This window comes from Clostridium lundense DSM 17049, assembly GCF_000619945.1.
Classification (GTDB): Bacteria; Bacillota; Clostridia; order Clostridiales; family Clostridiaceae; genus Clostridium_AO; species Clostridium_AO lundense.
In genome coordinates this window covers 21,551-46,974 of sequence record NZ_JHVC01000018.1, presented here as the reverse complement: position 1 = coordinate 46,974, position 25,424 = coordinate 21,551, and the positions used below count along the sequence as shown (strand labels likewise).

Here is a 25,424-nt window from a genome sequence, read left to right as displayed (position 1 = left end):
CAAATTAGTAAATAGTATATTAAATAAAAAAGTAATAGAATCCGATATATACCGGATTCTATTACTAAATACTTATTTCACGTTTTCCTGATAATTTAAAGAATAACAATAGCGATAGGATAGCTGTAAGTGTTAATATTGTGGAATATGCAGAAGCGTTTCCATAGTTTCCACGAATAACTTCTGTGTATATAGAAACTGTAAGCGTTTGAGTACCTGTAGTATAAAGAATAATTGATGAACTTAATTCACTAATTACTGTTACCCAACTCATAATAGCACCTGAAAGTACACCTGGCATCATCATTGGCACTGTTATTTTAGCAAAGGATTTTATCTCTGATGCACCAAGACTTATAGCTGCCTCCTCTACACTAGGACTTATTTGTCCAATAATTGCTGTACTGGAACGAATAGTGTAAGGCATTCTTCTAATAGAAAATGCAATGATCATAATTAATGCAGTTCCACTTAATAGAAGTGGTTTCCTACTGAATGCAAATAAAAAAGCAATTCCTAAAACAGAACCTGGTATAATATATGGGAACATAGTAATAGTATCTAATAGACTAGTAAATAAATTTCGTTTTCTTACAGTTAAATATGAAATCAAAACACCTAGTATAACAATAATTACTATAGCCATAAGCCCAAAAATATAAGTATTCATAATAACTGAATTATCTTTTGCAAATAAAGTTGCCTTATAGCTTTTTAATGAAAAACCTCCCGTAAATACTTGACCACCATTATTATTTAAAAATGATGTATATATTACCACCACCTGTGGTATTATTGATAAAAGCACAACAAAATAAACAAATAAATGAGCAAAAAAGTTTTTAATTCCCGTTGTCTTTTTAGCAATCATAGGTTTTAATGCTGTCATAGAATATGTGTTACGATTTGCAAAAAAACGTTGTATAAAGAAAAGCAAAATAGCTACAGTTATAACAATTACACAAAGTGCAGCAGCAAAGCCATCATCTCCACCAACTTCACTCATAAACTGATTATAAATTAATACAGGAATTGTTTTAAATCCCTCACCAATAAGCATAGGTGTTCCAAAATCTGCAAATACCCTCATAAAAACCAATAAGGAACTAGCAAATATAGTTGGCATAACTAGTGGCATAATAATAGTAAAAATACGTTTCACACCGGTACATCCTAAGCTTTCAGCAGCTTCATTTAAAGAATTGTCAAGGTTCTTTAAAGCTCCCGATATATACATATAAACTAATGGATAGGACTGTAATGTAAATACAAGAACAATACCTGCAAATCCATAAATTCCATTTAATTTTGTATGAAACATGGAATTAAGAATTTTTGTTAAAGCACCATTTCTTCCTAGTAGTTGAATCCAAGCATAAGCACCAATAAAAGGTGGCGATAAATATGATATTACTATTAAAATATCCAATATACCACTTCCAGATATTTTAATACTTCTCATTATATATGCCATAGGTAAACCTATTGCAACAGAAAGAAATGTGGCACATATAGTAACCTTAAAACTATTCACTAATGTACTCCAATAAAATTTTTTAGAAAAAAACTTTATAAAATAACTTAAAGTTATTTTATTGGAAATTGGGTCTAAGAAACTTTTATAAAGCACTAAAACCAAAGGATAAATAATAAATAGAATAAAAATTGCTAAAATGATAAAAGTAAAGGTCATCCAGATATTGTAACGTTTTTCACGTAGTTCATTCAATCTAAATCACCTCTTTTATCAAAGTACATTTATTTTCATAATGGAAAACATTTATTTTCCTAGGGTCTACAGAAAGACTTACCTTAGTTTCATCTGGAATAATGTCTTCTACATCTGAATTTTGAATTACTTCAACTTCTTCACCATTAGGAAGTTCTACAAAATAGTGAGTAGTAAGTCCTAAAAACACACTACTTTTAATAGTACATTTAATCCCTTCTCCATTACTACTATTAATAATAAATTCCTCTGGACGAATGGATATTAAAACACGTTGCCCATCTGTTACTGAAAGGTCTAAATTATTTATGGTTACTTGATAGTTTTCTAAAAGCACAAGTTTCTTTTCTCCATTTTCATTAATAGATATGGTTCCTTCTACGATATTAGAAAGTCCAATAAAAGTAGATACAAAAATATTAGCTGGTCGCTGATATATTTCCTTAGGCTTGCCAATCTGCTGAATCACCCCATTATACATAACAGCAATTCTATCTGAAATAGCAAGCGCTTCTTCTTGGTCATGAGTAACATATACTGTAGTAATTCCAATTTTGTTTTGTATTTTTTTTACCGCATTTCTCATTTCAACTCTTAATTTAGCATCAAGGTTAGATAATGGTTCGTCCATAAGCAATACTTCTGGATGAACAACAATTGCTCTTGCTAAAGCCACACGTTGTTGCTGTCCGCCAGAAAGCTTTGATGGCATTCTATCTTTTAAATGATCTATCTTTACTATTTTTAACATTTCCTCAACCTGTTTTTCAATATCTGCTTTAGGCACCTTACGATTTTTTAATCCAAATGCTACATTATCCTTAACAGACATATGTGGAAAAATAGCATAGTTCTGAAAAACCATTCCCATATTTCGTTTTTCAGGAGGAATATTATTTATAACCTTATCATCAAGCTTAATTTCACCGCCATCTATAGAATTGAAACCTATAATCATACGTAATAATGTAGTCTTTCCACAGCCAGATGGTCCAAGTAATGTAAACAGTTCCCCTGGCTTTATATTGAGAGATAATTTATTAATAATAATATCATTGCCGTATTTTTTTATAACTTTGTCTATATTAATAGAAACACTCATAATTTACTCCTTTTTTTCTTGTTTATAGTAATGTTTAAATGGCTATATGATATAAAAGAGGATCATAGGACTATACTTTTACATAAAGTCCTAATACCTCTTTTTCTACCATATTACAGGGAGTCTATTATTTTTTTGATTTTTCAAGATGCTCATTAAATTTTGCTGTTACTTTGTTTTTATTTTCTGCTACCCAGCTTTCACTATAATTAGGTGTAATTTTAATTTTCTCAATTGGCACCATATATGATGCAAGCTTGGCTCCTTTTCTAAGCGGACGAACAGTAAGTTGAGTTCCTACTGCATTTTGTGTCTTTTCAGAAAGTAAGTAATCTACAAACTTCTTAGCATTTTCAGGATGCTTACAATTATTTATAATTTGAACAGATTCCCCAGGAAATATAGCTCCTTCTTTTGGAAATACTACATTAACTGGTGCTCCATTTTTAACATAGTTTGCTGCTGGATCTTCCCATGTTAAACCAATAGGATATTCACCATCTGCAACACTCTTATGAAGTTGACCAGAACTTCTTGACATCTTACCGTCAAGATTTGCAATAAACTTATCTACAAAATTCCATGCTTGTTCAGACATTGGATCTCCATCTTTTCCCATAGCATATAACATTGCCATAAGTGATTGGAATGCAGAACTTGAATTTGTTGGATCACCAAATGCAATTTTGCCCTTTAAAGCTGGATTTAAAAGGTCCTTAAAACCTTCTATTTTAATGTTTCCAATTAAATCTTTATTTACAATAAACACTGTTGGATCTGCAAAACATGGTGAAAAATATCCTGTTTTATTTTTAAACGCATCACCCATGTTAGCATCTTCTGGAGAAACATATTTCATAAATAAGTCTTTAGAAGATGCAAGCATAGTTTCATCAGCAGCCCATAATATATCTCCTAAAGGACTATTTTTTTCTGATGCTACACGTTTTTGTAGCTCTCCTGTACCTGCTACTACCATTTCTACTTTAATTCCTGTATCCTTTTCAAAGTTATGAATTACTAGATTATTTAAGCTTTCACTACGTGCAGTGTAAACGGTTAACACCTTATCGTCAGAAGGCTTACTTACTTCCCCACTACTTTTTTGTGAACCACAGCCTACTAGTCCCATACTTATCATTGAAACAAACAGTAAGCTTATAATAGATTTTTTCATATCTTTTCCTCCCCATTTTAATACTATAGTTTATCCCTTACCTTAATTTTACCTTTTATAAAATTATTGTCTATCCGATAAAACACAGAAAACCTCTAAAATAATCAACTTACACCTCTCAATAAATTTCTATGCTTTTTAGTATCATTGTTTTTACTGCATTTATATAATATACTTTTTATATGCATAATTTATATATTATTGAACTATATGTTAAATAATATTAATCTAATGGAGAAGTAGGTGACAAAATGATTCTAGAAGGTTTTAAATTTGGCATGCTATTGCAGCTTGCTATAGGCCCTGTTTGTATTTTTATATTTCAAATGTCCTCATTAAAAGGATTTTATATTGCAGAAACTGGAGTACTGGGAGTTGCTTTAATAGATGCGCTTTTTATTATTGTTGCCATCCTTGGAATAGCTTCAATTATTGATAAGAAGAATATAAGAATATGTTTAAAAATATTTGGTGCTATGATATTACTAATTTTTGGATTCAGCACAGTTTTAGGTCAATTTAATATTAACTTTCTTCCAAGCTTAAGTTTGCAAAACCTATCCAATTCAAATAATGTATTTGCTCATGCATTAATTCTTACTGCTTCAAATCCTCTTACAATAATTTTTTGGGCAGGTGTATTTTCAACCAAAGTAGCAGAAGAAAATATGAAAAGAACAGATATTTATTCATTTGGCTTTGGAGCATTACTGTCTACAGTTTTCTTTTTAACTCTAATAGCTTTAATGGGAAGTTTTGCTAAAGAATTTTTCCCAAATAGCATAATACAAATATTAAATATAATTGTTGGATTTTTATTAATATATTTTGGTATTAAAATGCTTCTAAAAAAGGTGTAATTACCCTGCAATTTATTAAAAGCTCTGGACTAGTCCAGAGCTTTTATGTTATTTGAATAAAATATTATATTTAATATAATGCTAATTGCCTATCTGTTTATTAAATGGTTTATCAACAGAAATTATACGCTCTATTGCTTTATAAACAACTATTGTAGCAACAGAATTAATTCCTGATTTAATCAAATTGAATGGTATAATCACTGTTGGAATCATGTTTACTACTACTTTATGTGGAATACCCCAAAATCGTACTGTAAAAAATAAATTTAAAGGTATTGCAATAAGAGTCATGCATATACAACCTAAAATCAAAGCTATAGTTGCGCCTAAATTTGTATGGAACTTTTTATAAATAAAACTTGCAACCAATACAAAGGTTCCAGTTGATATTATATGCATAATAAAACCAACCCACCCACTTGAAGCACTTACAGTAAGTGATTGAATTAATGATACAGCTACAGTTAATATTAAAGCTGATATCGGTCCATATAAAAATCCTCCAACTAATATTGGTACATCAGCAGGTTCATACTCTAAGTATGGGGCTGCTGGAATAATGGGAAATCTTATTAATAACATAAGTACAATTGATAATGCACACAACATTGCCATTTTCACTATCTTGTTTGTTTTACTTTTCATAAAAATCACTCCTAATTACCTAAGATTAGAGTTATATAAAAATCTATGGAGTTTTATATAAAATAATTTTTTAATACTGTTTTATTCAAAAAATTAAAACCCCCTAAATATTCTTAGGGGGAACTACAAACAAAACAAGCATAGCACAAATTTAAAAATAAGCACATAACACTCATTCACCTTCTTTCATCCAGACTATACTGTCGGCTTCGGAATTTAACCGAATCTGCCTTATGGCTTGCGGGCTATACCGCCGATAGGGAATTTCACCCAACCCCGAAGGATACTTTATATAACTTCATTACTAAAATATCACTTACATTTTCCTTTGTCAACCTTAATATGAATTTATTAACTATCTCATGTTATCTTTATTATAATTAAATTCAAAGGCCCAATTACCTTTTAATTCATCTCTTCCATTAAAAATGGTATCATATACAATTTTCACATGGAGATTACCTTTCAAATTTGCTAAATCTTTATCATTTAATATTAAAAAGTTACGGAAACTGCAGGTAGAATCGTCTATCTTCTTCTGTTTAGAGCTTCCACCTCCACCAGCTGCCATAATATTTTTATCGTTTATATAAATCTGTGGTGATAGCACAACTGCTGACTCTTTCCACTTTACTTTATCAGAATTAATAGTGCTACTTATTACAACTTGATTACCATCTAATATAAATTCATTTAATTTTATTGAAACATCATTTTGCTTAACATCTTTTTCTATTACAGTTTTATAATCTTTAAGTGTACTGCTTTTATTTTGAATAAATTCTTCTATACTAATTCCTAATAATTTAATATTAGCTAAAACATTCTTTCTAACAAATGGACTCATAAATGTTATTCCTAAAAATACTGCTACTCCCACAGCTATTTTTCTTTTTTTATTAAAATTTTTATCTTTAAGTTTATTTTTAATATTTTCTTTCATTTCTAAATCCCTTTCTTTGCTTAAGCTTATTATAAAATATTAAATTAACTAGTATATTTTTTAATCTTTTATTTATCTCTAAGGGTTTTATATAAAATTTCAATAATCATACCTATGCCAATCCCTATAGCATAAGCCAATAAATCACTCCATAAAAATCCATATCCTAATATTAACCCACCTAAAGTTGTTTTTCTTATATTATCTATCCAACTAGCATGATACAATTGGCTTAATTCAATGGAGTAGCAAAATAATATTGCTATTAGTGCAACTCTCTTTGTATCCATAACTTTAAAAATAAATCCAATAAAAACAAAAATCATTAAAGCCCATAAAGCATCACCTAAATATGTATTTAAAAAGTCAGGTATGGCATAAGATATTCTTCTTGAATATAGTCCTAACGCAACCACAATTATTGTCATAATTCCATATAATAATCTATTACGTTCATACCTCATAGCACTAAATAAATCCTTTAATAGTTTCTGCTCTTTTATATGCCTTTTCTGTTACCTCTTTTGGATATCCAATATACTCTAAAAGCCTTATTGCATTTCTTGTTTGTGAAACTCCAACTTTAAGTTTATAATCAAAAGTTAATCCATCGTTACTATTAACATCCTCACTAAAATAATAGAATTCATAAGTATCCTTTAAAATATCTACTAATTCTCTATCATGTGTAGCTACAATTGAAATAGTTCTTCCATTATTTAAGTATGATAGTATCTCTGCTGACATAGCTATTCTCTCTATAGGGTTGGTTCCTCTAAATATTTCATCTATTGGACAAAATACAGGTAATTCCTTTTTTAAAGCATTAACTATTCTAAGTATTCCTTCTGCTTCAGCCATATAATAACTTTTTCCTTTTGCTAAATCATCATTAGGACTAATTGATGATACTATATTAAAAAACGGAGCTTCATACTCCTTAGCTAATGCAAAATAAAAGGTTTGTGCAAATAGTATATTTATCCCTAACATTCTCAAAAAAGTTGATTTACCAGACATATTTGTACCTGTAAGTACTATGCCCTTGTCTTTAATAGATATAGAATTTGCTACTGGATTATCTAATAGTGGATGTACTCCTTCCTTAATATTTAGTGAAACTTCATTTATAAATTTTGGCTTTACATAAGGTTGTTTTAAACTACTTTGGTAGGCAGACATAGATAGTATTGCCTCTAGTTCCCCTACAATATAAAATATGTTCATTAAATATTCCTTTTTTTCTCTTAAAACACCTGATACTTTATAATAAGCACACTCTTCCACAAGAAATAACAATGAAATAACTTCAAAAAATCCTCCCCATATATTTATAATTCCTATTAAAAATGTACTTCTGTCTATATCCTTAACATGTTTAAGATTACTTGTTATTTCATCTGTATACCCTTTAATTGAAGTATTTTTTGTACTGCATATTTTCTTAGCTGACTTTATGATATCTCTTAAATATACTATTCCTCTAGATTTAATTGTATTTCTCTCTCTATGATTTATAATCATATTTAAAGCAGCAGCTACGAAAATCATTGGCACATAGCTTTCACCAAAAATTATAGTTAAAATAATAGCTATTATAGGGAATACCTTACCTAATAAGGTATATACATAATATTTAAATTTATTTACTACAAGCTCACTTTCTATCATATCTAAAAAGGTATTCTTCGGGTCACTTCCTAACTTAAAGAATATGTATGAAAGATTTTCTCTTAATTTCTCATCACTTTTAAGTTCTTGAATTAACTTGTCTCTATTCTTTAACTTTTCCTCATCTCTTAATGGATTTCTTAACATATAGTATAAAGCTGCTTCACCTAATGTAGTATAGCTTCTGTCTATCTTTCCATAGACCCTATCTATATCCATATCACTCCAAGTTTCATCATCAATGGTATACTCTTCTTTTTTACTCATATCGAAAAACTTTTTTATATTTTTAAAATTTCTTTTCTTTTCAATGCCTTCTTCATAGTCTTTTCTTATAATTCGTAAAACGTCTCTTTTACCCAATTTTCTTCACCTTTCTCCCCGAAAAATTTAGCTATGAATATTATAGCACAACGTATAAAAAAACTATTTCCAATCCCTTAGTAGTTTCCTTAAATCTTTCTTAAGATTATTAAGGAACTTATTTAATTTGAAAAGTATATTCTATAAATTAATATATTTTTAACAACTTAACACTTAAAAATAATGTCGAATAAACGATTAATTTAATACAATTTGTTTAGTTTAAAAATATATAATTAAAGGGGGTCATATATGATGAAGCTCAATAAAACAATAATTTGTATGGCTACATTATCAATAATACTTGCCGGGTACTCTAGTAAAAAATTAATATCAATTGAAGAAAGAAATACAAATGATATTAAAGACAAAACAACAGTACAAGCTATGAATAAAAGAACTACAAGTAATCTAAGAAATTCAATTAAGGATGTAGAAATTGTTCAACTTCAAAACGGAAAGTACATGTTTGTTTCTAATAATTCATTAGAAAAACAAATACGAAACTTAAAAGGAATAACAAAAATTCAAAATCCAACCCCTATAAAAATAATTAAACCTATTGAAAGATTACCAATCAAAAAGGATTTTAAAATTCCAGATATAAATCCACAGCAAAATGCAAAAATAAATGATCCTGGCTACAAGTACCAATGGGCTATTACAGCTACACAAAGTGAAAAAGCCTGGACATTAGTAAGTCAAAAAAGAGAAATAAAAGTTGCTGTATTAGATACTGGTATAGATTATAATCATCCTGATTTAAAAAATAGAGTATTAAAAAATTTAGGCTATGACTTTGTAAATGAAGATAGTGACCCTATTGATGATAATGGACATGGAACTCATGTATCTGGAATTATAGCCGCTGAAGCTAATAATAAACAAGGTATATGTGGTATTGTTGGTACATTAGACGTTAAGATTATCCCTATAAAAGTTCTTAATAAAAATGGTGAAGGGGATTCAGATATTATTGCTAAAGGAATAAGATATGCCACAGACCAAGGGGCAGATATAATTAATTTAAGCTTTGGATGTGTTGATAAGAATACAGACATAGAAAATGCTCTTATTTATGCACAAGATAAAGGTGTATTTACTGTAGCTGCAGCTGGAAATGATAATACCGATTGTAATATATATACTCCTGCTGGAGATAAAGAATCTTTTACTGTTTCAGCAGTAGACACTAGATTAAGAAAGGCTGCCTTTTCAAATTATGGCTCAAACATAGAAGTTGCTTCTCCTGGAGTAAGAGTACTAAGTACTGTTCCAAATGGAAACTATGAGGCTTGGGATGGAACTAGTATGTCTGCGCCAATAGTATCAGGCATAGCAGCTATTATTAAGGCTGAAAATCCAACCCTTTCTCCAGCACAAATAAAATCTTTACTAGAAAATAGCTCAAAAGACATTTTAACCAAAGGTAAAGATATTTATTCTGGCTATGGACTAGTAAATGCTTATACTGCTATACAAAAAACAAAAGCTATAAGCAAAATATAAAAAAGTGCTTTATAGCACTTTTTTATATTCCTACCGCTGCTGATGTTTCCCTTATAAATATGATTCCATCAAATGCTTCTTTTGGAACTTGCGGGCATAAAGACATACTTTGAAATATTTGTGAATATGTTGCTCCTATTTCATGAACAAGCTGATTTTCAGATAACCATTTATCAATATCCTTGTCTTTTGAAGCTTCTTTAAAATCAATGAAATATAATGGTACATTAGCCTTTTCAAGTTTATATGCAAATGTGTTTGAGTAAGAGCTTTCTATATTAAACTCTTTAAGTCTACTACTATTGGGGCCTGATGTTGGAAAAATTGAATGTGGAACTGCTCTAAAACTTCCTTTGTAAAATTCTTGTCCTATAACATAAACATCATCCTTAAATATTGTCTTTAAGTTTTGTCCCATAGAAACATAACTAGGGAACTTCTTTGCTACATGTCCATTATGTGCCCAAAGCATTATTTTATCATTTCCAAATTGTTTTTCATAATTCAATATCCATTTAACATTTTGGGCCATATAATAATCTCTAACCCTTGAACCATTGGCCATAAATCCCTTATTTTTTATTGTTAAATCTAAACATTGATTAATAATATTTAAATGCTGTTGTATAATTTCATATTCACCTTTTGATGATTTTAAAATATATTGATTTTTATTCTTTTCAAAATCAGTACCTAATGCCTGAGCTTTATTTTTAATTGTGGTTAATTCATTTACATTAAATGAAGCTATGTTATAATCATTAAATTTGGCTAAACTATCATTATAATTTTTTAAAGATTTATTATCCACCTTTTTCATATAATTCAATATAATTTCTTTATCTCTATTTGCTGATTGCATATCAAATCCATAAAATTTTATTTTAGTTTTATGTTTAGGATCTTCATTGTATGCTCTCATCCACTGTACCATATCCACTACTTCCTTAGTTGACCAAGTCCAAAATCCCATACCTTTAACAACATCTTCCGCTTTTCCCTTTCCATAAAGAATGTAATCATTAATCGCTCTACATTCTCCAAAGGCTGCTTCTATACCAAATAATCTAAACCCCATTTTTTCTACTAGAAACTCAAACATACGATGCTTCATTTGAAAAAATTCCTTAGTTCCATGAGTAGCCTCTCCAACTGCAACAATCTTTTTATCCTTTAAAATAGTTTGAAGTGAATTAAGATCATGAAATCCATTTCCAGCCTTTACAGTGCTTAAAGGTACTACCTTGGATTTTAAGTTACCCTCAGTCATCTCTGCACATTTCACTTGTGAAATACTTCCACTTATTATAGCAGTAGTCATAAATACTGCTATAATAACTTTTGAGCATAATCTTTTAAAATTCATTTTTATCCCCCTTTATAAAAATCTATAATTTAATTTTCTATATAGACAACACAACCAGGCTTTACTGGATGATCACTAACTAAAGCAGCATTAGGTAAATTTTTTATTATCCAAAATATCATAAAATCTCCTGATCCCACGGCAATCATTAAGGTTCCAATAGCAGCCAAATTAGAATTTTCGAAAATAATACCTAAAAGAGTTGGTATAAATCCTAATATAATTGTAGGTAGTAAAACTCCAAATTTATATACTTTTATAGAAATAGCTTTTTTGCAATGAGCATAAGGCATAAAACCTTTCAAATTAAATCCAAACTTAATATCTGATAAATTTACTTTTTTTTCATCTAAAATTTTTTCAATCTTACTATATTCATGTCCATTTATAATACACTTTTCCATAAAGTCTCCTTTTTCCATTTAAGAATTATTTTTCATATATACATTTATATTATATATCATTTATTATTTATAACAATAACTAACCCCTTACATATAAAACAAAACTATTACAATATTGTAAGAATATTTAATTGCAAATGACTTGAAAAAGCGCTAAGCACCTTTTCCAGAGCACAGAGCACAGAGCACAGAGCACAGAAGAAATTGTAAATTATACAGAGTAAAGAACACAAGGATACTTATGTCTTATCATACAGTATCCTTGTGTTTTTTATATTAAATCAATTTTACTTTATTAAAATTCAGCTTATCAACACAATAGTCTATAGCTGTTTATTATCTATTCTTTATTATTTTAAAGCTTTTCTGTAGTGTCAACAGAAGAAAAGCTTCCTCATCTGTACTCTATACTCTGTAATCTGTACTTTATTTTACCTACTTAATCTCAATATTAAACTTTAAATCTTCTCCCACTTCAACATTAGCAAAGTCACCTGTGCATACTCTATATTGTCTATTAGGATCTAATGGTTCAAATTCCATGGTGAATTCATTAGGTTTTTCTTCATTTTTTCTTATATCACTATCTTTAATTTTAACATCATTTCCAAATGCATCTTTTATAGAAAGGCTAGTTCCTTGAGTATAGGGTGCTTTACCTTCCGCAGTAAATTTAACTATAGTCTTATCTTTTTCTGTTTTTATTTCCTTTATTATAAGTTTTCCCATTTTTCCTTGTGAAAGCTCTATTGGATATTTTCCATCTATAATTTTACTTATTTCCTTAGGTCTTTTACTTTCCTCTATTGAAAAATGTACTTCTTTACCATTTTCATCAACTCCACCGCCTTCTGACTCCCATTTTAAAGGCAATATAGTTAAATGCTTAGGAATACCTTTTACTTTTGTATAAGCCATCTTACTACTAAATTTTGAAGAATCAGCTGCTCCAGAACCAATTCCTTTTGGTATAAGTTCCACTCCTTTATCATCATAAGCTATCCAATAATTATATTCAAACATTTCTCCTCCTGGTATGTTTCTATTTTTCACTTTATCTTTAAATTCTCCATTTATTAAAATATAAGTTCCTATAGGAGATAATACTACTTTATCTATAGTTATATTACTATCTGGAAAACTTACTTTTTTATTTGGTTTAATTATAGTACTACTTTTGGCTATTTCCTCTTTGGATACACTAAAAGCAAAGTTCCACTTACCTTTTATATTTGCTATCTCACTAACATTTAAATCTACATTAAATTTTTCAGGTGCTTTAAATGAATCAATATTTGCCTCTTCACTAGCAACATAGGTATAATCATCAATATACTTTCCTCGACTACTTCCAGAACCAGAAAAATTTTTACCATTAATTTTTAAAAGTCCTTGTAAGGGGAATACTTCTAAACCTTTAATTTTTTTATCACTCTTTATTGTATAACTTATAACAAGTTTTGACTCATCAGCTAATATTTCGTTTATAGTAAGAGTTACTCCCTTATCTGTAACACTCTTATCTACAATTTGAGAGTATTTTTCATATTCCCCATGATCTCCGCCTTCGTTATTTAGCATTTGTATTATAGAATTTAAAACTGGAATATTCTTTGCAAAAGTTGGAGGAGCTGCTTTAATTCCTATGAAACATGCTACTCCTATTGCTGCTGCCATAGAGCCATACTTTAAAGCTTTTGAACCTTTTTTACCTTTTATCCTTTTATTTAAATTTTTCTTTATTCTTTCTTTTTGAATCTGGTCTACTTCTTCATTCATATCATTAAACTCACTTTCTTCAATTTTTATTCCATTAAACAATTTATATATATCCTTTTCTTCTAAATTAAAATCATTATTATTCATAATACTTCTCCTTTCAAAAGCATAAGCTTTTCCTTTAAAAATCTACGTCCTCTTGAAAGTCTTTTATCTACTAAATTCCTATTCACACCAAAAGTTCTTGCTATATTTTCTACTCCCTCATATAAAAAATATCTTCTTATAAATATTTCCCTATCTTCATCCTTCATATCATCTATAGCCGTTAAAAGTTCTTCTCTATTTTCTTTTCCTACTATAATTTCTTCTAAATTCACAGTATCCTGTAATGTGTAATCCTCAATAGGATCAACAGTACTTTGCTTAAATAACTTTCTTTTGTAATCTATAGCTTTGTATTTTGCTATAGCAGTAATCCAATATTTAAATTCTCCTTTTTTCTTATCAAAACTTTCAATATTATTCCATACAGCTAAAAATACATCATTTGCACATTCCTCTACATATTGAGAATGAAATTCTGAATTTAATACACTACCTATAACTTTAAAAATTAGATTACTATAGTTATCTACTACAAACTCTAGAGCTCTTGTATTCTTCTTTTTTATTTCTTTTACAAAGTTTGTACTGTCTACATTCATATTTTTCCCTCCCTTGCTACAATCTCCCTTAAGAAGCTTCTCATAATCTAATACGAAAGGAGTATAGAATTTCTGACTACAAATTTTATTTTTTCATAAAAAAGAGAATCCTGCCCTAAGCATAGATTCTCTAATTATTGATCTTTAATTATTTTAATACGTGAACATTTACATATTTTACTCCCCAGTTACAGGCTTCACTACGTGTATTAAAGAAAACATCTACAAAGTTTCCTTTTACCGCTGAACCTTCATCAGCTGCTATAGCATAGCCATAACCTTCTACATAAAGTCTTGTCCCTAATGGAATAACTCTTGGATCAACAGCTACAGTACTATAGCCATCTGCATTTCTTACAGCTTTTCTTCCTGAGGAAGTATAGGTATTACCTACTCCACTAACTGCCCAGTAAGCAGTAGCCTTTACTTTAATAATATTTGAACTAACCTGAGAATAAGATCCTCTTGATGCTACTCTATGTGTTAAGGTACCCTGTGCTACAATTTTTTCCTTAGGCTTTTTAGTAACAATTTCCTTAATAATCTTTCTTCCTACTTCTTTACCATTTTCATAAACTACACTTGTAGTAATCTGCTTTTCTCCCTTTTTTCCTTCTTGCAAAACTTTGCTTTTGGATTTCAATATACTATTGTCATTTTTAACAGTAGTCTTGAAATCGATAGGGGCAGATGTTGTAATTACTTTTGTATCTACTCTTATAACATCAACATTTAATCCTTCACATAAGCTTTTTTCCGCTGCTGGTATAACCTTATCTTGAGCTCTTAGAGCTACATCTTCTGCCTTTAGCATATCGCCTACATTTTTTTCTGCTGATTTTATATTTAATTCTTTATTATCTATATTAATCTTAACATTTACTGCTTTCTTTATATTAATAGTATCATTTTTAGTTATTTTTGCTTTTAAATCTTTATCTATTTTATCTTTTTTATCTAGTTTTATATCCTCATTCTTCAAAACCTTTTCAACAGTTCCTGCGTATGTAACAACTTTCTTTTCTTTACCATCTATAACAAGTGTAATGTTTTTTCTTGTTGCATATACAAATATGCTTAGTATAAACACCGCTGCAATAATCATAAGCTGAGATTTAGATTTCTTTATTTTACTTGGGTCAAAAAATTTCTGTAAGTAATTTATAATCCCCATCTCCCTCCTGTAATCATATTGATATTATAATATATATATTGTACCATAAAAAAATTCCTGTGTGTTAATGAATTTTCACAGGAATATACAAATAGCTTTTAAGTCTATTATATAAATAACTGCATATCTGAGTTCAACGCATCTTTTAAATACTCCTTTGCATCTACAATCTCCAGTTCAGGTATGAATTCTTCCTTTTTAAACCCCATTACATCTACTGCTAACTTACACCCATAAAATTTTACACCTTTTTTGCGTGCACCATTTAAAAATTTCGTTAAACTTGGAGCTTCATCATCTTTCATCATTTCCTTAAGCATTTTCTTTCCTATGCCAGCAAAATTCATCTTAGATAAAGGCAGATCTTCTATACCATTAGGTGTCATCATTGAAAACATTTTTTCATATGTAGTTTTATCTTCTAATGAAAGTTTATCGGGATCCCTTAATAACAAAAGCCCCCAAAAAGTGAAAAACATGGTCACCTGAGCTCCTAATTCTCTTGCAGAGTTTGCCATTATTAATCCAGCCAATGCCTTATCATATTCTCCACTGAACATTACAATATTAACTTTTTTGTCCTTGAAATTTTCATCATTAGAACTATTACTCATGTTAACTCCTCCTAAAATTTTTTTGATAAATTCATTAATATTTAATAAGTCATTAATATTTTAAGTAAATAGTTATCTTTTATACATATTGTACACACATTAAAAAGGCACTTTGGAAAATTTTTATATCCAAAGTGCCTTTTATTTAACTCTCTATTATTTATAAAGTTCCATCTTGTCTAAACTCTTTATAAACTCTTCATACTTTATGCTATTATCTTGTAATATTATACTATAACTTACATTACCTTCTGACCATCCAATTATACAAATAGTATCATTTATAACAAATCCTTTTTGTCCCCTTATAGTTACATCTTTTTCACCAGGGATTTTACCATTCTTTGAATCAACTTTATTTTCTTTCCTGAGGCTTATACTAAAACAAGGTTTATCATTCTTTTGGTAATCCATAATTATTTCATCATCTGCTACTTTGCTTTTATACTGATTAAGTGATATTTTCTTAATTTTATAACCTGATGTTTCTGAGAAATATGCAAAGGAGTTTCCTAAAAAACCTTTTATATCTTTTAAACTCATTTCCTTTACCGTTGGACCCATATTCTCTAAATTCTCCACCTTTACATTTGAAGGAATTTTCTGTGTAAAAAGACTATCTTCCATCTTAGGTGAAAAATCCAATTTTGTATATTCAAATTCTGTTTTTGTATTTCCGCCCAAAGAAACACTTTTAACCACAAACCAATTATTTTTATCTATCCACATATCTTGATTACCTATTAAGCTATCCTTTTCTTTTGGCACTGCTTTTATATGATAGGCTTCTATACCATTTACTTTTTCTTCTCCTACAGTAGTTATATTATGACTTTTCTTTATAATTTCTAAAAGTTGTTTTGTCTGCTCTCTTTGGGATTTTATAGGCATATCCATAGTATCTATGCTTTTCATAGTTAAAGCTTTTTTATCCTTGCTCATATACATTAATACATTATTTCCATCATTTGTGCAGGTGCTTAGCATATTATTTTTATCATCATAAGTTTCAATCCTAATTCTCATTTTATTGTTGGAAGTATCATACCATTCCTTTAGAATTGTATCCTCAACAATCTTATTATCTTCGCCGTATATTACCATTTTACTTTCTCCATAATAAGGCTTGACTTTATTATCTACTTCCATAGCATGAGCTACTATTTTTTCTGGCAAAATACTGGTTTTTGTTTCACAACCTACTAATGCAGTAGCACTTACTAAAGCTCCTATAAAAATACTTATAACTCTTTTTTTAACCATATCTTAATCCATCCTTTCATTTTTTAAAAAACAAGCTATTAATGTTCCTGTTTCTTTACTTGATAAAATAGTCATTTTTCCATGATGATTGTCAATAATTAACTTTACTATGCTTAATCCAAGCCCTGTTCCTACCTTCTTATTTCTGGAGTTGTCCACTTTATAAAAAGGTTCCATAATTCTTTCTATATGCTCTTTTGATATTTCTTCTCCTTCATTTTTAACTAATATAACTGCCCCTTCTCTTCCAAATTCATTAATTTTTTGCTTTTCATCCTGAAATAACCAATTGGGAAGATTAGCTTCATGAGAAAATACTCCCATATGAATCCACTTTCCTTCCTCTGTATACCTAATTGCATTACTCATTAAATTATCAATTACTCTTATCATTTGCTTAACATCAACACAAAAACTTCCATTAACCTTTATTTCAGTTTCAAATCTTATATTATTTTTTGAGCAAACCTCATCATAGCCAGAAAAAAGCATTTGAAAAAATTCCTCTCCATCTACATTAACAAAGTTCATATCATAATTTGAAGATAGTACCGTATACATTAGTAAATCTTCTAGCATATTAGTCATATAATCGCATTTATTTAATATACTTGATACATGTCTAATGCTGCTTTCTTCATCTTTAGAATTAATTAGCTCTGCATAAGCTCTTATAGCCGTTAAAGGAGTTTTTAAATCATGTGATATTGCTGCTATCATATACTCTTTAGATTTTTGTTCTTTTTCTATTTGGACATTTTTTTGTTCAAGTTCATTTTTCATATTGTTGAAATGCTTTATGAGTTCTCCTATTTCATCCTGTGACTTATATTTTATAGACGTTTCCTTTCCTCGTGCAAAATCCTTCATAGCTGTTATTAAAAGTAAAATAGGATTATTAAATTTTTTATCCATTAATTTAATCATGGATATTAAAACTAAAAAGAACACTGTAATAAATATAGCAAGAGCCTTTAATGTTATATCATTTACCCCTTTAACTATTTTTGTACGCATTATAGTTATTTTGTAAACTCCAATTAAATCGCCTTTACTAAAAATAGGTTTTTTAAATGTATCTGCCCTAAATCCATGTTTTATTTCATAAAGCTCCTTATAGATTTGTTCTGTAGATATTGGAATACTCATGGTTTCATTATTAGATGAATATACTAGTATTCCGTTTTTATCGTATAGTTCTATTTTGGTATTGCTTTTATCTTTTTCATCAATTAAATTAAGTTTCTTAGGAGGATGAATAAAAATATTTTCATCATTTAATACTTCATCGTACTTTTCAAATTTTTTCATGTTTGCCACATAATCATTTATTTCTGTTTGCTTATTATAACTTTCCATCCAAAAGAAAAGTATTACTGCAGTTAATATTGGGATAAGCATTACTGTTATATATGAAAGAATAAGCCAGTTTTTTATTTTCATATTATCTTTTCTCCTATAAATCTATAACCTATTCCCCATACGGTCTCAATAAATTTTGAGTTTTTTACATCATCCTTTAACTTTTCTCTAATTTCTTTTATATGAACTGTTACTGTATTATTTCCATCCACATCCTGTTCACTCCATACTGTTTCATAGAGCTCTTTTTTGGTAAAAGCTTTTTTAGGATTTTGTGCCATTAACATGAGAAGTTCAAATTCTTTTGAAGTTAGATGTATATTAACCCCATCAATTTCAACATATTTACCATCTTCATATATAACAAGTCCATTATTATAAGATATAATGTTGGCATTTTCATTTATAAAATTATATCTTCTATATCTTCTTAAATGAGATTCTATTCTTGCATAAAGTTCAGTTAAACTAAAAGGTTTTGTAATATAATCATCAGCACCTAAGTTTAGTCCCTTAACCTTATCATAATCTTCACTTTTAGCACTTATAATAAGTATTGGTACATCACTTATGAGCCTTATATTTTTACAAAGGGTTAATCCATCCATTTCAGGCATCATAATGTCCAATATTAGAAGCTGAAATTTCTCTCTCTTAAATTCCTCATACCCCTCTTTTCCTGTGGATGCCCATATACCGCTGTATCCTTTCTTTTCAATATATTCTTTTATGCATAAAGCAATATCTTTATCATCTTCAACAATTAATATTTTTTCATTCATAGAAAGGTCCCTCCTACATGCTTTATTATAAATTATATTGGCATAAATTTATAAAACTTTATAATTTCTTTATAAGTTTCTCAACTTTTCATAAATAAAGAGTAACATTAATTTATTCTTCGATACAATATATAAAAATACGATATAACTTTATAAGTTTTACCAACTGAAAGGAAACAGTAGCAACACCTTGAAAATGTGCTGTAAGCATAATGAAATTCATGCAAGGTTTGTTGACAATTACCATTTACTATTGTATAATGTAAACGATATATAAATTAAATAATTTACTAGTTGAAGGATATAAGAGAGAACTTAAAAAGTGGCCGAAGGGACAAACTTTATTTTTCCCAATAAAATAAAGTGAAATTCTCAGGCAAAAGGATTATATCTGGATAGACTCTGGATACAAACAGAGAGAACAAACTTGGGGTTTGTTCTCTCTTTATTTTTTTATCCGATGGCTAACCTCTTCTAATACTTTCATCTTCTTCAAAGTGGAAGTAAAGATCAGCTACGTCCCTGGATAATGATTTCTAAACTTTGGTGGAAGTAAAAACTCTCACTGAAGTAAGAACTCTGTTTAACAAAGAATAGCTATTCATAATACAAACTAAATATTTATTGCCTATATGAAAGATATAAGAGAGTGCTTATATTAAGCCGCCGAAGGGACAAACTTTTTTTATCCCAGTAAAAGAAGTGAAATTCTCAGGCAAAAGGGTTATATCTGGATAGACTCTGGATCAAACAGAGAGAACAAACTTGGGGTTTGTTCTCTCTTTATTTTTTTCTTTTAATCTGCGTGACTAATATACAGAAGGGAGATATTTTATGGGAGATTCAGCTAATATTAAAAAGGGTTACTTCTATGCATTACTTGCAGGAGCTTCCTGGGGTGCTATGGGTATCTTTGTAAAAAACTTATCTAATCTAGGGTTTGATTCTATGACAATATCGTCTTTCAGACCAACGGTAGCCGTAATAGCTTATATTATTATAAACTTAATCAAAGATCCAAAATGTTTTAAAACAGATTTAAAAGGGTTATTATTGTTTGCTTTTTATGGAGTAGTTGCTTTGGATGGAATGTTTATTGCCTCTTCTTATGCGGTTAAATATACAGGCGTTGCTACTGCTTCAGTTTTATTATTTATTAATCCTATTATTGTAGTGGTTTTATCTTATTTTATTTTCAAAGAAAAGTTTACAGTGAAAAAATTTATAGCTTTAGTAATGGCTATATTAGGTTGCTGCCTAGTTGTAAAAGCATATGATAGTACTGCTTTTAAATTAAACTTAGTAGGCATTATTTGGGGTATAACTTCTGGTTTTGCAGTTGCACTTCAAAATATTTTAGGAAAGATAGGTATAAAAAAATACTCATATAAAACTCATTTAATATATTCATTTTTATTTGGAGCAATATTCTTATGGTTCTTCGCACCACCATGGACACTAGTATCATCAGTTAAAGATAGTTCTACATTACTAAATGTTCTTGGTCTTGGAATTATTGCTACCCTTATACCAAATTGTTCAATAGTTAAATGTCTTCAATACATTGAAGCAGGTAAAGCAAGTATTGTAGCAAGTATAGAGCCTGTTGTTGCTTCAATATTAGCATTTATAATATTTGGTGAAATGTTTGAGATTCCTCAATTAATAGGTATGGTTATGATTATGTCTTCAATAGTACTGGTCCAATTAAAAGACAAATTACAAAATACTGCAGAAGAAAAAATATCTACTACTATACAAACTACTTCAAATGATGAAGTAATAGATGGAATAACTTCTGAGTTAATAGATACTGGTAAAGTAACAGATACTACTAAGGAAAAATTAAAAAACCAAAATGAAAAATTCAGAGGTAATATGGCATTAAATAGAGAATGAGAGAGCTAACACCTCTCTCATTTTTTATAATTAATGTCTATCTCTACTTTGATCTCCTTTTAGAAGGTTTTCTACCTGTGATCCAATTTCATGTCCCTTCTTGTATGATGAAAAATGTTCAAAAGGAATTTCATCTTTATGAACATCCTGACCTAAAAGACTATCTATAATACCTTTTTTGGCTGCTGGAACATCTCCTACATGAATTTCTTTTATATCGTTTAACTCAAACTTTTCCATTATTTCAATCCTCCCTATATAAGTTCTTCATTTATAGGATTTCCATACGAAAAAAAATTATGAGCAATTTTTTAGAGCACATGAGTACAGAGCACAGAGTACAGATTCTGTATTAAGCTTATAATATTGTAATATATGCATAATACTAATACCAAATGACTCTTAACTTCCAATGGTATTTGCTTAAAAAAATACTTACTTATCTATATTTATAAATCTAAAAATTAATTAAGGAGAAATGCTATGAATAAAAGAAATATTAATTCCAGTAAATTTAATTTTTTGCAAAAAGAATTGACCTTCTTTGAAAATGATGGGATTATAACTAAAGACCAAAAGGAATCTATGCTTCTTAGTTACAATGTAGGCAGTGAAATAAATTTCATAAGAATTCTATTATCCATAGGCTCTATACTTATTGGTCTAGGTATACTAACCTTCATAGCGAGTAATTGGCAAGGATTCACCAAATCACTTAAGTTTATTATAGTAATATTCCTGTTTATCCTATCAAATATAATAAGCTTTTATGTTTATGATAACTACCCTAAAACTAGTAAAAGCTTTTTATATCTAAGTACACTTATATATGGAGCTGGAATATTTTTAATAGCCCAAATGTTTAACTTTAGTAACTACTTTAGCACATTAATTATCCTTTGGTTTTTAGGTGTAATGCCCTTTGCCATGTTATTTAAAGATCATATTTTATTTACGTTTTCTCAAGTACTCATTTTTATATATATAAATAGTTATTTTGCCTCTGGAAATCAACCTTACTTACTTTTTTTAATTATACCTTATATGTATATTGCTAATAGCAAGCTGTTTGACAATCATTATATTTTGACTTTTTTAAATAATGTTTTGTTAATAGATGGGCTAATATATTTTGCTTCAAGATCAGATTTAATTTCTCCATATATTACTTTAGCCTTATTTATTATAGGTATTGCTTTTTATTATAGCCCTATAAAATTAAATAGAGAAGTTTTCAAATTTCAAGGAAATCTTATTTTTGGAGTAACAGGTATAATGTTAACCTATAAAGAGTTTTGGCAAAAACTAAATCTATTTTCATTAAGTACTGCTTCTTCAATTTCTTTAATATTTTCTTTAGCTTTTTTTATATATCTTTTATATTTAATAAATAAAGGAAGTCTCTTATCCCTTGCCTTCCTATGTTTTACTATACTAAGATATTATTTTGATGTTGCCTATGACTTTTTACCTAAATCAATTTTCTTTATCCTAGGTGGAATAATTCTTATGGCTATGGGATATTACTTTGAGAAACTAAGGAAGAAGGGTGTGTAACTATGAGTAGAACAAAAAAATATTTATTAACCTCTTTAATTCCTTTATGCATATTAATCTTTATGTGTATTCCTCCTTTAATTACACAAAAGTATGGTAAAACAATTGAATTAGAATCTAGAATTACACCAGGAAAAGATACCTTTAGGGGAAAGGTACTTTATTTAGACTATAAAATATCTTCTATAAAAAAAGATAAATTAGATTTCACTTTAGTAGAAAAAGCAAAAAAATTTAAAGGAGAGCAAATAGATGCCTATGCTATATTAACACAGGTAGGTTCCTTCTATGATGTTTCTCATATCACTATGGAAAGGCCTAAATCTGATGAAGTATATTTAAAGTGTCAAGTTCCTATTTATATATTTAAAAGTGATTATATATCCTCTGAAGAGAAGATAGATATAATATATATAAATTATCCACTAGATAGATATTTTACTTCTAGTAAAGTTGTAATTGAAAGTGACTATTACAAAAATATAGATAAGAATCCATCTCCTATGGAAAACTATAATTATATAGTAAAGTTAAAAATATATAGAGGTTCTGCTCAAGTAGTTGATGTAGTAAAAAAATAATTAAAAAAGCTGAAATGACATTCTCTATCATTTCAGCTCTATTTTTTAGAACTTAGCAGTAATTTCTTTTTGTATTCTTCTTATATCTTTTTGCCTAAGCTTTGTTTCTCTTCTAATTTCATCTAATGTTTTTCCATCTATAAGCATTTGCTTAGCCTTTAACTTTAGTTCATCTATATTACCTTCTAGCATATCTTTCACCCCTCATTTGTATTAATTAAGTTTCACTTTCCGCCTTAGGTTCTCCAAATACCGCCCTTGAACTTTCAGATTGTGGATCATGCTTTATATTTTTCTTTTTAAACTTGCCATCATGCTTTCTATTATTTTTTGTACTTCTCATTTTATTAGGCATAAGCACAACTCCTTTCTCTATTTATTTTTTCTAAAGAAAGAAGTTTTATTCTATATATAAATTTCCACAGAAATTATTACATCATATTGTTAATTTTTTAACATGATTAAAAATAAAAAAGCTTTTTCCTGTAATTTTATTAGAAACCATATCAGGATTATCTAAGTCATAAAATTGTTCTATTGCTTTCATTCTTTGTATTATATCTTCTTCATCAAAATTTTTTATATCACTTTTTATTAAGCTTTCAATGGCAAGTATTAGCGATAACTCATCTTTATCACTTTTGCATTCGTCGAATCTTTTGTTTTCTAATACAATTTGACCTATTTCCTCCAACATTGATTTTAATTTAAAACTTTCTTCTTTAATCATACATTTTCCCTCCCTTTACCACTTACTAATATATGATTATGCTAAAAATGCGTCCCTATTATTCTTAACTTTTATTTACTATATTATACTAATTTAATTGCCTTTTATATGGAACTATTAAAACATCGCCTATTTTCAATGTTTTAATAAATTTAATAGGTATGTCTATTATTACCCCATCTTGTCTTCTACATATGAAATAGCCTTTTTCCACTCTTTCTATTATAGCTTCCATGAAATTTTTACCTCTTTACTATTAATAATTTTATTATATCATTATATGTTTTATTTACAAGAAATGTAATAGTGCATATGAAATAATTAGTAAATTCTACCTCATTGTTTCTTACTTATTATTCCATTTCCTTTGTATTTGTTAAAAATTTATCCCTTATATAATTAATAATAGCAAAAGGGTAGAGATTAAAATCTCTACCCTTTCTTATGTATATCCATATAATTTAATCTTCCTAAAAGGAATTCTAATTTAAATAACTTTCTATATGTAAATCTTTATTTTTCAAACTTCTTGTAAATCCTTTATAAAAGTCTTCAAAACTTTGATAGGAAATATCATCTTCACTAAATATATCTCCATAATCTTCATCAAATTCTTCATACATATCTTTTAAATATTCATCTACTACTTTACTTACTTCTTCTGGTGTCATCTGCTCTATATTATATCCATTTATCTGAAGCATACATAGTATTTCTTCCGCTAGCTTTATTACTTCATCCTTATTTGATATCATCTTTCACACACCTCTCTATTAAGCTATTTAAATTATTCTATATTAGTACCACAATTTCCTCTTTTTTTCAAAAATTAAAAATATTGAATAAATTTTTAAAGCTTTAATTCAGAAAACCATATACTAATTTCTCTTTCTGCACTTTCAATACTATCAGATGCATGAACTAAATTTCTTTGTTTACTCAATCCATACTTTCCACGTATACTTCCCATATCTGCTTCTAGAGGGTCTGTTACTCCATTTATCTTTCTAACTATTTTTACTGCATTTTCTCCTTCTATTATCATAGCAACTATTTTATCTTCAGTTATATATTCTATTAATTTATCAAAATAGTCTCTTCCTGCATGTTCTATATAATGATTTTCAGCAACTTCTCTATCTGCTTTAATCATTTTAAGATAAGAAATTTTCAAATTTTTTCTTTCGTAAAAACTTATTATTTCCCCTATTAATTGTCGCTTAACCCCATCAGGTTTTATAAGCACAAGAGTTCTTTCCATATA

At 28.5% G+C, this 25,424-nt stretch carries 28 protein-coding genes and 3 riboswitches; of the genes, 5 read left to right on the top strand and 23 right to left on the bottom strand.

Annotated elements, in window-relative coordinates:
* Positions 1-64: 64 nt before the first annotated feature.
* The 3 genes from T514_RS0117550 to T514_RS0117540 form a co-directional block, all read right to left on the bottom strand.
* Positions 65-1,534 (bottom strand): ABC transporter permease, encoded by a 1,470-nt coding sequence (locus T514_RS0117550; RefSeq protein ID WP_479723129.1) that lies wholly within the window; start codon positions 1,532-1,534, stop codon positions 65-67.
* A gap of 196 nt (positions 1,535-1,730) precedes the next feature.
* Positions 1,731-2,831, bottom strand: a complete 1,101-nt coding sequence (locus tag T514_RS0117545) for an ABC transporter ATP-binding protein (protein WP_027625946.1) — start codon at positions 2,829-2,831, stop codon at positions 1,731-1,733.
* Between the two features lie 127 nt (positions 2,832-2,958).
* Complete coding sequence (locus tag T514_RS0117540; protein ID WP_027625945.1) at positions 2,959-4,008, bottom strand: extracellular solute-binding protein; 1,050 nt, start codon at positions 4,006-4,008, stop codon at positions 2,959-2,961.
* A 251-nt stretch (positions 4,009-4,259) separates the two neighbouring features.
* Here T514_RS0117540 and T514_RS0117535 point away from each other — a divergent pair, with 251 nt between their 5' ends.
* Positions 4,260-4,868: a LysE family translocator gene (locus T514_RS0117535; RefSeq protein WP_027625944.1), complete on the top strand. Its 609-nt coding sequence runs from the start codon at positions 4,260-4,262 to the stop codon at positions 4,866-4,868.
* Between the two features lie 81 nt (positions 4,869-4,949).
* Here the strand turns inward: T514_RS0117535 and T514_RS0117530 are convergent, their stop codons facing one another.
* The 4 genes from T514_RS0117530 to T514_RS0117510 all read right to left on the bottom strand — a co-directional run bounded on the left by T514_RS0117530 (position 4,950) and on the right by T514_RS0117510 (position 8,493).
* Positions 4,950-5,516, bottom strand: a complete 567-nt coding sequence (locus tag T514_RS0117530) for an ECF transporter S component (RefSeq protein WP_027625943.1) — start codon at positions 5,514-5,516, stop codon at positions 4,950-4,952.
* A gap of 174 nt (positions 5,517-5,690) precedes the next feature.
* Positions 5,691-5,804, bottom strand: a riboswitch (FMN riboswitch).
* Positions 5,805-5,871: 67 nt separating this feature from the next.
* Complete coding sequence (locus T514_RS0117525; RefSeq protein WP_027625942.1) at positions 5,872-6,459, bottom strand: DUF4179 domain-containing protein; 588 nt, start codon at positions 6,457-6,459, stop codon at positions 5,872-5,874.
* 68 nt (positions 6,460-6,527) lie between these two features.
* Positions 6,528-6,923 carry a ribosomal maturation YjgA family protein gene (locus T514_RS0117515; protein ID WP_027625941.1) on the bottom strand — a complete coding sequence of 132 codons (396 nt, stop codon included), beginning with the start codon at positions 6,921-6,923 and terminating at the stop codon, positions 6,528-6,530.
* A gap of 4 nt (positions 6,924-6,927) precedes the next feature.
* A complete protein-coding gene (locus T514_RS0117510; protein WP_051542127.1) occupies positions 6,928-8,493 on the bottom strand; it encodes a MutS-related protein in 1,566 nt (521 codons plus the stop codon).
* 252 nt (positions 8,494-8,745) lie between these two features.
* Between T514_RS0117510 and T514_RS0117505 the strand changes: the two genes are divergently transcribed.
* On the top strand, positions 8,746-10,002 hold the full coding sequence (locus T514_RS0117505) for a S8 family peptidase (protein ID WP_084284702.1): 1,257 nt from the start codon (positions 8,746-8,748) through the stop codon (positions 10,000-10,002).
* Between the two features lie 22 nt (positions 10,003-10,024).
* On the opposite strand, the gene T514_RS0117500 is transcribed toward T514_RS0117505, so the two are convergent.
* From T514_RS0117500 to T514_RS0117460, 9 genes are all read right to left on the bottom strand, one after another.
* The gene (locus T514_RS0117500) at positions 10,025-11,368 is read right to left on the bottom strand and encodes an erythromycin esterase family protein (RefSeq protein WP_027625938.1); all 1,344 of its coding nucleotides are present in this window, start codon (positions 11,366-11,368) and stop codon (positions 10,025-10,027) included.
* A gap of 29 nt (positions 11,369-11,397) precedes the next feature.
* A complete protein-coding gene (locus tag T514_RS24905; RefSeq protein WP_051542126.1) occupies positions 11,398-11,772 on the bottom strand; it encodes a DUF3267 domain-containing protein in 375 nt (124 codons plus the stop codon).
* Positions 11,773-12,207: 435 nt separating this feature from the next.
* Complete coding sequence (locus T514_RS0117490) at positions 12,208-13,641, bottom strand: DUF4179 domain-containing protein (protein WP_423219364.1); 1,434 nt, start codon at positions 13,639-13,641, stop codon at positions 12,208-12,210.
* A complete protein-coding gene (locus T514_RS0117485; protein WP_027625936.1) occupies positions 13,635-14,198 on the bottom strand; it encodes a sigma-70 family RNA polymerase sigma factor in 564 nt (187 codons plus the stop codon). Before T514_RS0117485 ends, T514_RS0117490 begins: the two co-directional genes overlap by 7 nt.
* Before the next feature lie 148 nt (positions 14,199-14,346).
* Positions 14,347-15,372, bottom strand: a complete 1,026-nt coding sequence (locus T514_RS0117480) for a 3D domain-containing protein (RefSeq protein WP_051542124.1) — start codon at positions 15,370-15,372, stop codon at positions 14,347-14,349.
* Between the two features lie 107 nt (positions 15,373-15,479).
* Positions 15,480-15,986 carry a DsrE/DsrF/DrsH-like family protein gene (locus tag T514_RS0117475; protein ID WP_027625934.1) on the bottom strand — a complete coding sequence of 169 codons (507 nt, stop codon included), beginning with the start codon at positions 15,984-15,986 and terminating at the stop codon, positions 15,480-15,482.
* Between the two features lie 156 nt (positions 15,987-16,142).
* Positions 16,143-17,249: a LolA family protein gene (locus tag T514_RS0117470; RefSeq protein ID WP_027625933.1), complete on the bottom strand. Its 1,107-nt coding sequence runs from the start codon at positions 17,247-17,249 to the stop codon at positions 16,143-16,145.
* Between the two features lie 3 nt (positions 17,250-17,252).
* Entirely contained in the window at positions 17,253-18,692 is a 1,440-nt protein-coding gene (locus T514_RS0117465; RefSeq protein ID WP_027625932.1) for a sensor histidine kinase, read from the bottom strand.
* A complete protein-coding gene (locus tag T514_RS0117460; protein WP_027625931.1) occupies positions 18,689-19,393 on the bottom strand; it encodes a response regulator transcription factor in 705 nt (234 codons plus the stop codon). Before T514_RS0117460 ends, T514_RS0117465 begins: the two co-directional genes overlap by 4 nt.
* Before the next feature lie 294 nt (positions 19,394-19,687).
* Positions 19,688-19,791, top strand: a riboswitch (glycine riboswitch).
* Positions 19,792-20,025: 234 nt separating this feature from the next.
* Positions 20,026-20,130, top strand: a riboswitch (glycine riboswitch).
* 97 nt (positions 20,131-20,227) lie between these two features.
* Between T514_RS0117460 and T514_RS24900 the strand changes: the two genes are divergently transcribed.
* Positions 20,228-21,292 (top strand): DMT family transporter, encoded by a 1,065-nt coding sequence (locus T514_RS24900; RefSeq protein ID WP_051542122.1) that lies wholly within the window; start codon positions 20,228-20,230, stop codon positions 21,290-21,292.
* Between the two features lie 30 nt (positions 21,293-21,322).
* Here the strand turns inward: T514_RS24900 and T514_RS0117450 are convergent, their stop codons facing one another.
* Complete coding sequence (locus tag T514_RS0117450; protein WP_027625930.1) at positions 21,323-21,532, bottom strand: hypothetical protein; 210 nt, start codon at positions 21,530-21,532, stop codon at positions 21,323-21,325.
* A gap of 243 nt (positions 21,533-21,775) precedes the next feature.
* Between T514_RS0117450 and T514_RS0117445 the strand changes: the two genes are divergently transcribed.
* Both T514_RS0117445 and T514_RS0117440 read left to right on the top strand, forming a co-directional pair.
* On the top strand, positions 21,776-22,849 hold the full coding sequence (locus tag T514_RS0117445) for a DUF2157 domain-containing protein (protein WP_027625929.1): 1,074 nt from the start codon (positions 21,776-21,778) through the stop codon (positions 22,847-22,849).
* A gap of 2 nt (positions 22,850-22,851) precedes the next feature.
* Positions 22,852-23,430, top strand: coding sequence for a GDYXXLXY domain-containing protein (locus T514_RS0117440; protein WP_027625928.1), 579 nt, complete (start codon positions 22,852-22,854; stop codon positions 23,428-23,430).
* Positions 23,431-23,475: 45 nt separating this feature from the next.
* Here the strand turns inward: T514_RS0117440 and T514_RS27020 are convergent, their stop codons facing one another.
* The 6 genes from T514_RS27020 to ndk form a co-directional block, all read right to left on the bottom strand.
* Positions 23,476-23,622: a hypothetical protein gene (locus T514_RS27020; protein WP_169735831.1), complete on the bottom strand. Its 147-nt coding sequence runs from the start codon at positions 23,620-23,622 to the stop codon at positions 23,476-23,478.
* A 25-nt stretch (positions 23,623-23,647) separates the two neighbouring features.
* Positions 23,648-23,785, bottom strand: a complete 138-nt coding sequence (locus tag T514_RS27015; protein ID WP_169735830.1) for a CPC_1213 family protein — start codon at positions 23,783-23,785, stop codon at positions 23,648-23,650.
* Positions 23,786-23,866: 81 nt separating this feature from the next.
* Entirely contained in the window at positions 23,867-24,160 is a 294-nt protein-coding gene (locus T514_RS0117425; RefSeq protein ID WP_027625927.1) for a hypothetical protein, read from the bottom strand.
* 88 nt (positions 24,161-24,248) lie between these two features.
* Positions 24,249-24,395, bottom strand: coding sequence for a hypothetical protein (locus T514_RS26755; protein ID WP_156939985.1), 147 nt, complete (start codon positions 24,393-24,395; stop codon positions 24,249-24,251).
* A gap of 247 nt (positions 24,396-24,642) precedes the next feature.
* Complete coding sequence (locus T514_RS0117415; RefSeq protein WP_027625926.1) at positions 24,643-24,915, bottom strand: hypothetical protein; 273 nt, start codon at positions 24,913-24,915, stop codon at positions 24,643-24,645.
* 95 nt (positions 24,916-25,010) lie between these two features.
* Positions 25,011-25,421, bottom strand: a complete 411-nt coding sequence (ndk, locus tag T514_RS0117410) for a nucleoside-diphosphate kinase (RefSeq protein WP_027625925.1) — start codon at positions 25,419-25,421, stop codon at positions 25,011-25,013.
* Positions 25,422-25,424 lie beyond the last annotated feature (3 nt).

Excerpts from the sequence above, each read along its gene's own strand:
- T514_RS0117480 (WP_051542124.1), bottom strand. The coding sequence starts at position 15,372 with ATGGGGATTATAAATTACTTACAGAAATTTTTTGACCCAAGTAAAATA.
- T514_RS0117485 (WP_027625936.1), bottom strand. The coding sequence starts at position 14,198 with ATGAATGTAGACAGTACAAACTTTGTAAAAGAAATAAAAAAGAAGAAT.
- T514_RS0117500 (WP_027625938.1), bottom strand. The coding sequence starts at position 11,368 with ATGAATTTTAAAAGATTATGCTCAAAAGTTATTATAGCAGTATTTATG.
- T514_RS0117415 (WP_027625926.1), bottom strand. The coding sequence starts at position 24,915 with ATGATATCAAATAAGGATGAAGTAATAAAGCTAGCGGAAGAAATACTA.
- T514_RS26755 (WP_156939985.1), bottom strand. The coding sequence starts at position 24,395 with ATGGAAGCTATAATAGAAAGAGTGGAAAAAGGCTATTTCATATGTAGA.
- T514_RS0117460 (WP_027625931.1), bottom strand. The coding sequence starts at position 19,393 with ATGAATGAAAAAATATTAATTGTTGAAGATGATAAAGATATTGCTTTA.
- T514_RS0117515 (WP_027625941.1), bottom strand. The coding sequence starts at position 6,923 with ATGAGGTATGAACGTAATAGATTATTATATGGAATTATGACAATAATT.
- T514_RS0117440 (WP_027625928.1), top strand. The coding sequence starts at position 22,852 with ATGAGTAGAACAAAAAAATATTTATTAACCTCTTTAATTCCTTTATGC.
- T514_RS0117465 (WP_027625932.1), bottom strand. The coding sequence starts at position 18,692 with ATGAAAATAAAAAACTGGCTTATTCTTTCATATATAACAGTAATGCTT.
- T514_RS0117505 (WP_084284702.1), top strand. The coding sequence starts at position 8,746 with ATGATGAAGCTCAATAAAACAATAATTTGTATGGCTACATTATCAATA.
- T514_RS0117450 (WP_027625930.1), bottom strand. The coding sequence starts at position 21,532 with ATGGAAAAGTTTGAGTTAAACGATATAAAAGAAATTCATGTAGGAGAT.
- T514_RS24905 (WP_051542126.1), bottom strand. The coding sequence starts at position 11,772 with ATGGAAAAGTGTATTATAAATGGACATGAATATAGTAAGATTGAAAAA.
- T514_RS24900 (WP_051542122.1), top strand. The coding sequence starts at position 20,228 with ATGGGAGATTCAGCTAATATTAAAAAGGGTTACTTCTATGCATTACTT.
- T514_RS0117475 (WP_027625934.1), bottom strand. The coding sequence starts at position 15,986 with ATGAGTAATAGTTCTAATGATGAAAATTTCAAGGACAAAAAAGTTAAT.
- T514_RS0117470 (WP_027625933.1), bottom strand. The coding sequence starts at position 17,249 with ATGGTTAAAAAAAGAGTTATAAGTATTTTTATAGGAGCTTTAGTAAGT.
- ndk (WP_027625925.1), bottom strand. The coding sequence starts at position 25,421 with ATGGAAAGAACTCTTGTGCTTATAAAACCTGATGGGGTTAAGCGACAA.
- T514_RS0117545 (WP_027625946.1), bottom strand. The coding sequence starts at position 2,831 with ATGAGTGTTTCTATTAATATAGACAAAGTTATAAAAAAATACGGCAAT.
- T514_RS0117535 (WP_027625944.1), top strand. The coding sequence starts at position 4,260 with ATGATTCTAGAAGGTTTTAAATTTGGCATGCTATTGCAGCTTGCTATA.
- T514_RS0117425 (WP_027625927.1), bottom strand. The coding sequence starts at position 24,160 with ATGATTAAAGAAGAAAGTTTTAAATTAAAATCAATGTTGGAGGAAATA.
- T514_RS0117530 (WP_027625943.1), bottom strand. The coding sequence starts at position 5,516 with ATGAAAAGTAAAACAAACAAGATAGTGAAAATGGCAATGTTGTGTGCA.
- T514_RS27015 (WP_169735830.1), bottom strand. The coding sequence starts at position 23,785 with ATGCCTAATAAAATGAGAAGTACAAAAAATAATAGAAAGCATGATGGC.
- T514_RS0117445 (WP_027625929.1), top strand. The coding sequence starts at position 21,776 with ATGAATAAAAGAAATATTAATTCCAGTAAATTTAATTTTTTGCAAAAA.
- T514_RS0117525 (WP_027625942.1), bottom strand. The coding sequence starts at position 6,459 with ATGAAAGAAAATATTAAAAATAAACTTAAAGATAAAAATTTTAATAAA.
- T514_RS0117540 (WP_027625945.1), bottom strand. The coding sequence starts at position 4,008 with ATGAAAAAATCTATTATAAGCTTACTGTTTGTTTCAATGATAAGTATG.
- T514_RS27020 (WP_169735831.1), bottom strand. The coding sequence starts at position 23,622 with ATGCTAGAAGGTAATATAGATGAACTAAAGTTAAAGGCTAAGCAAATG.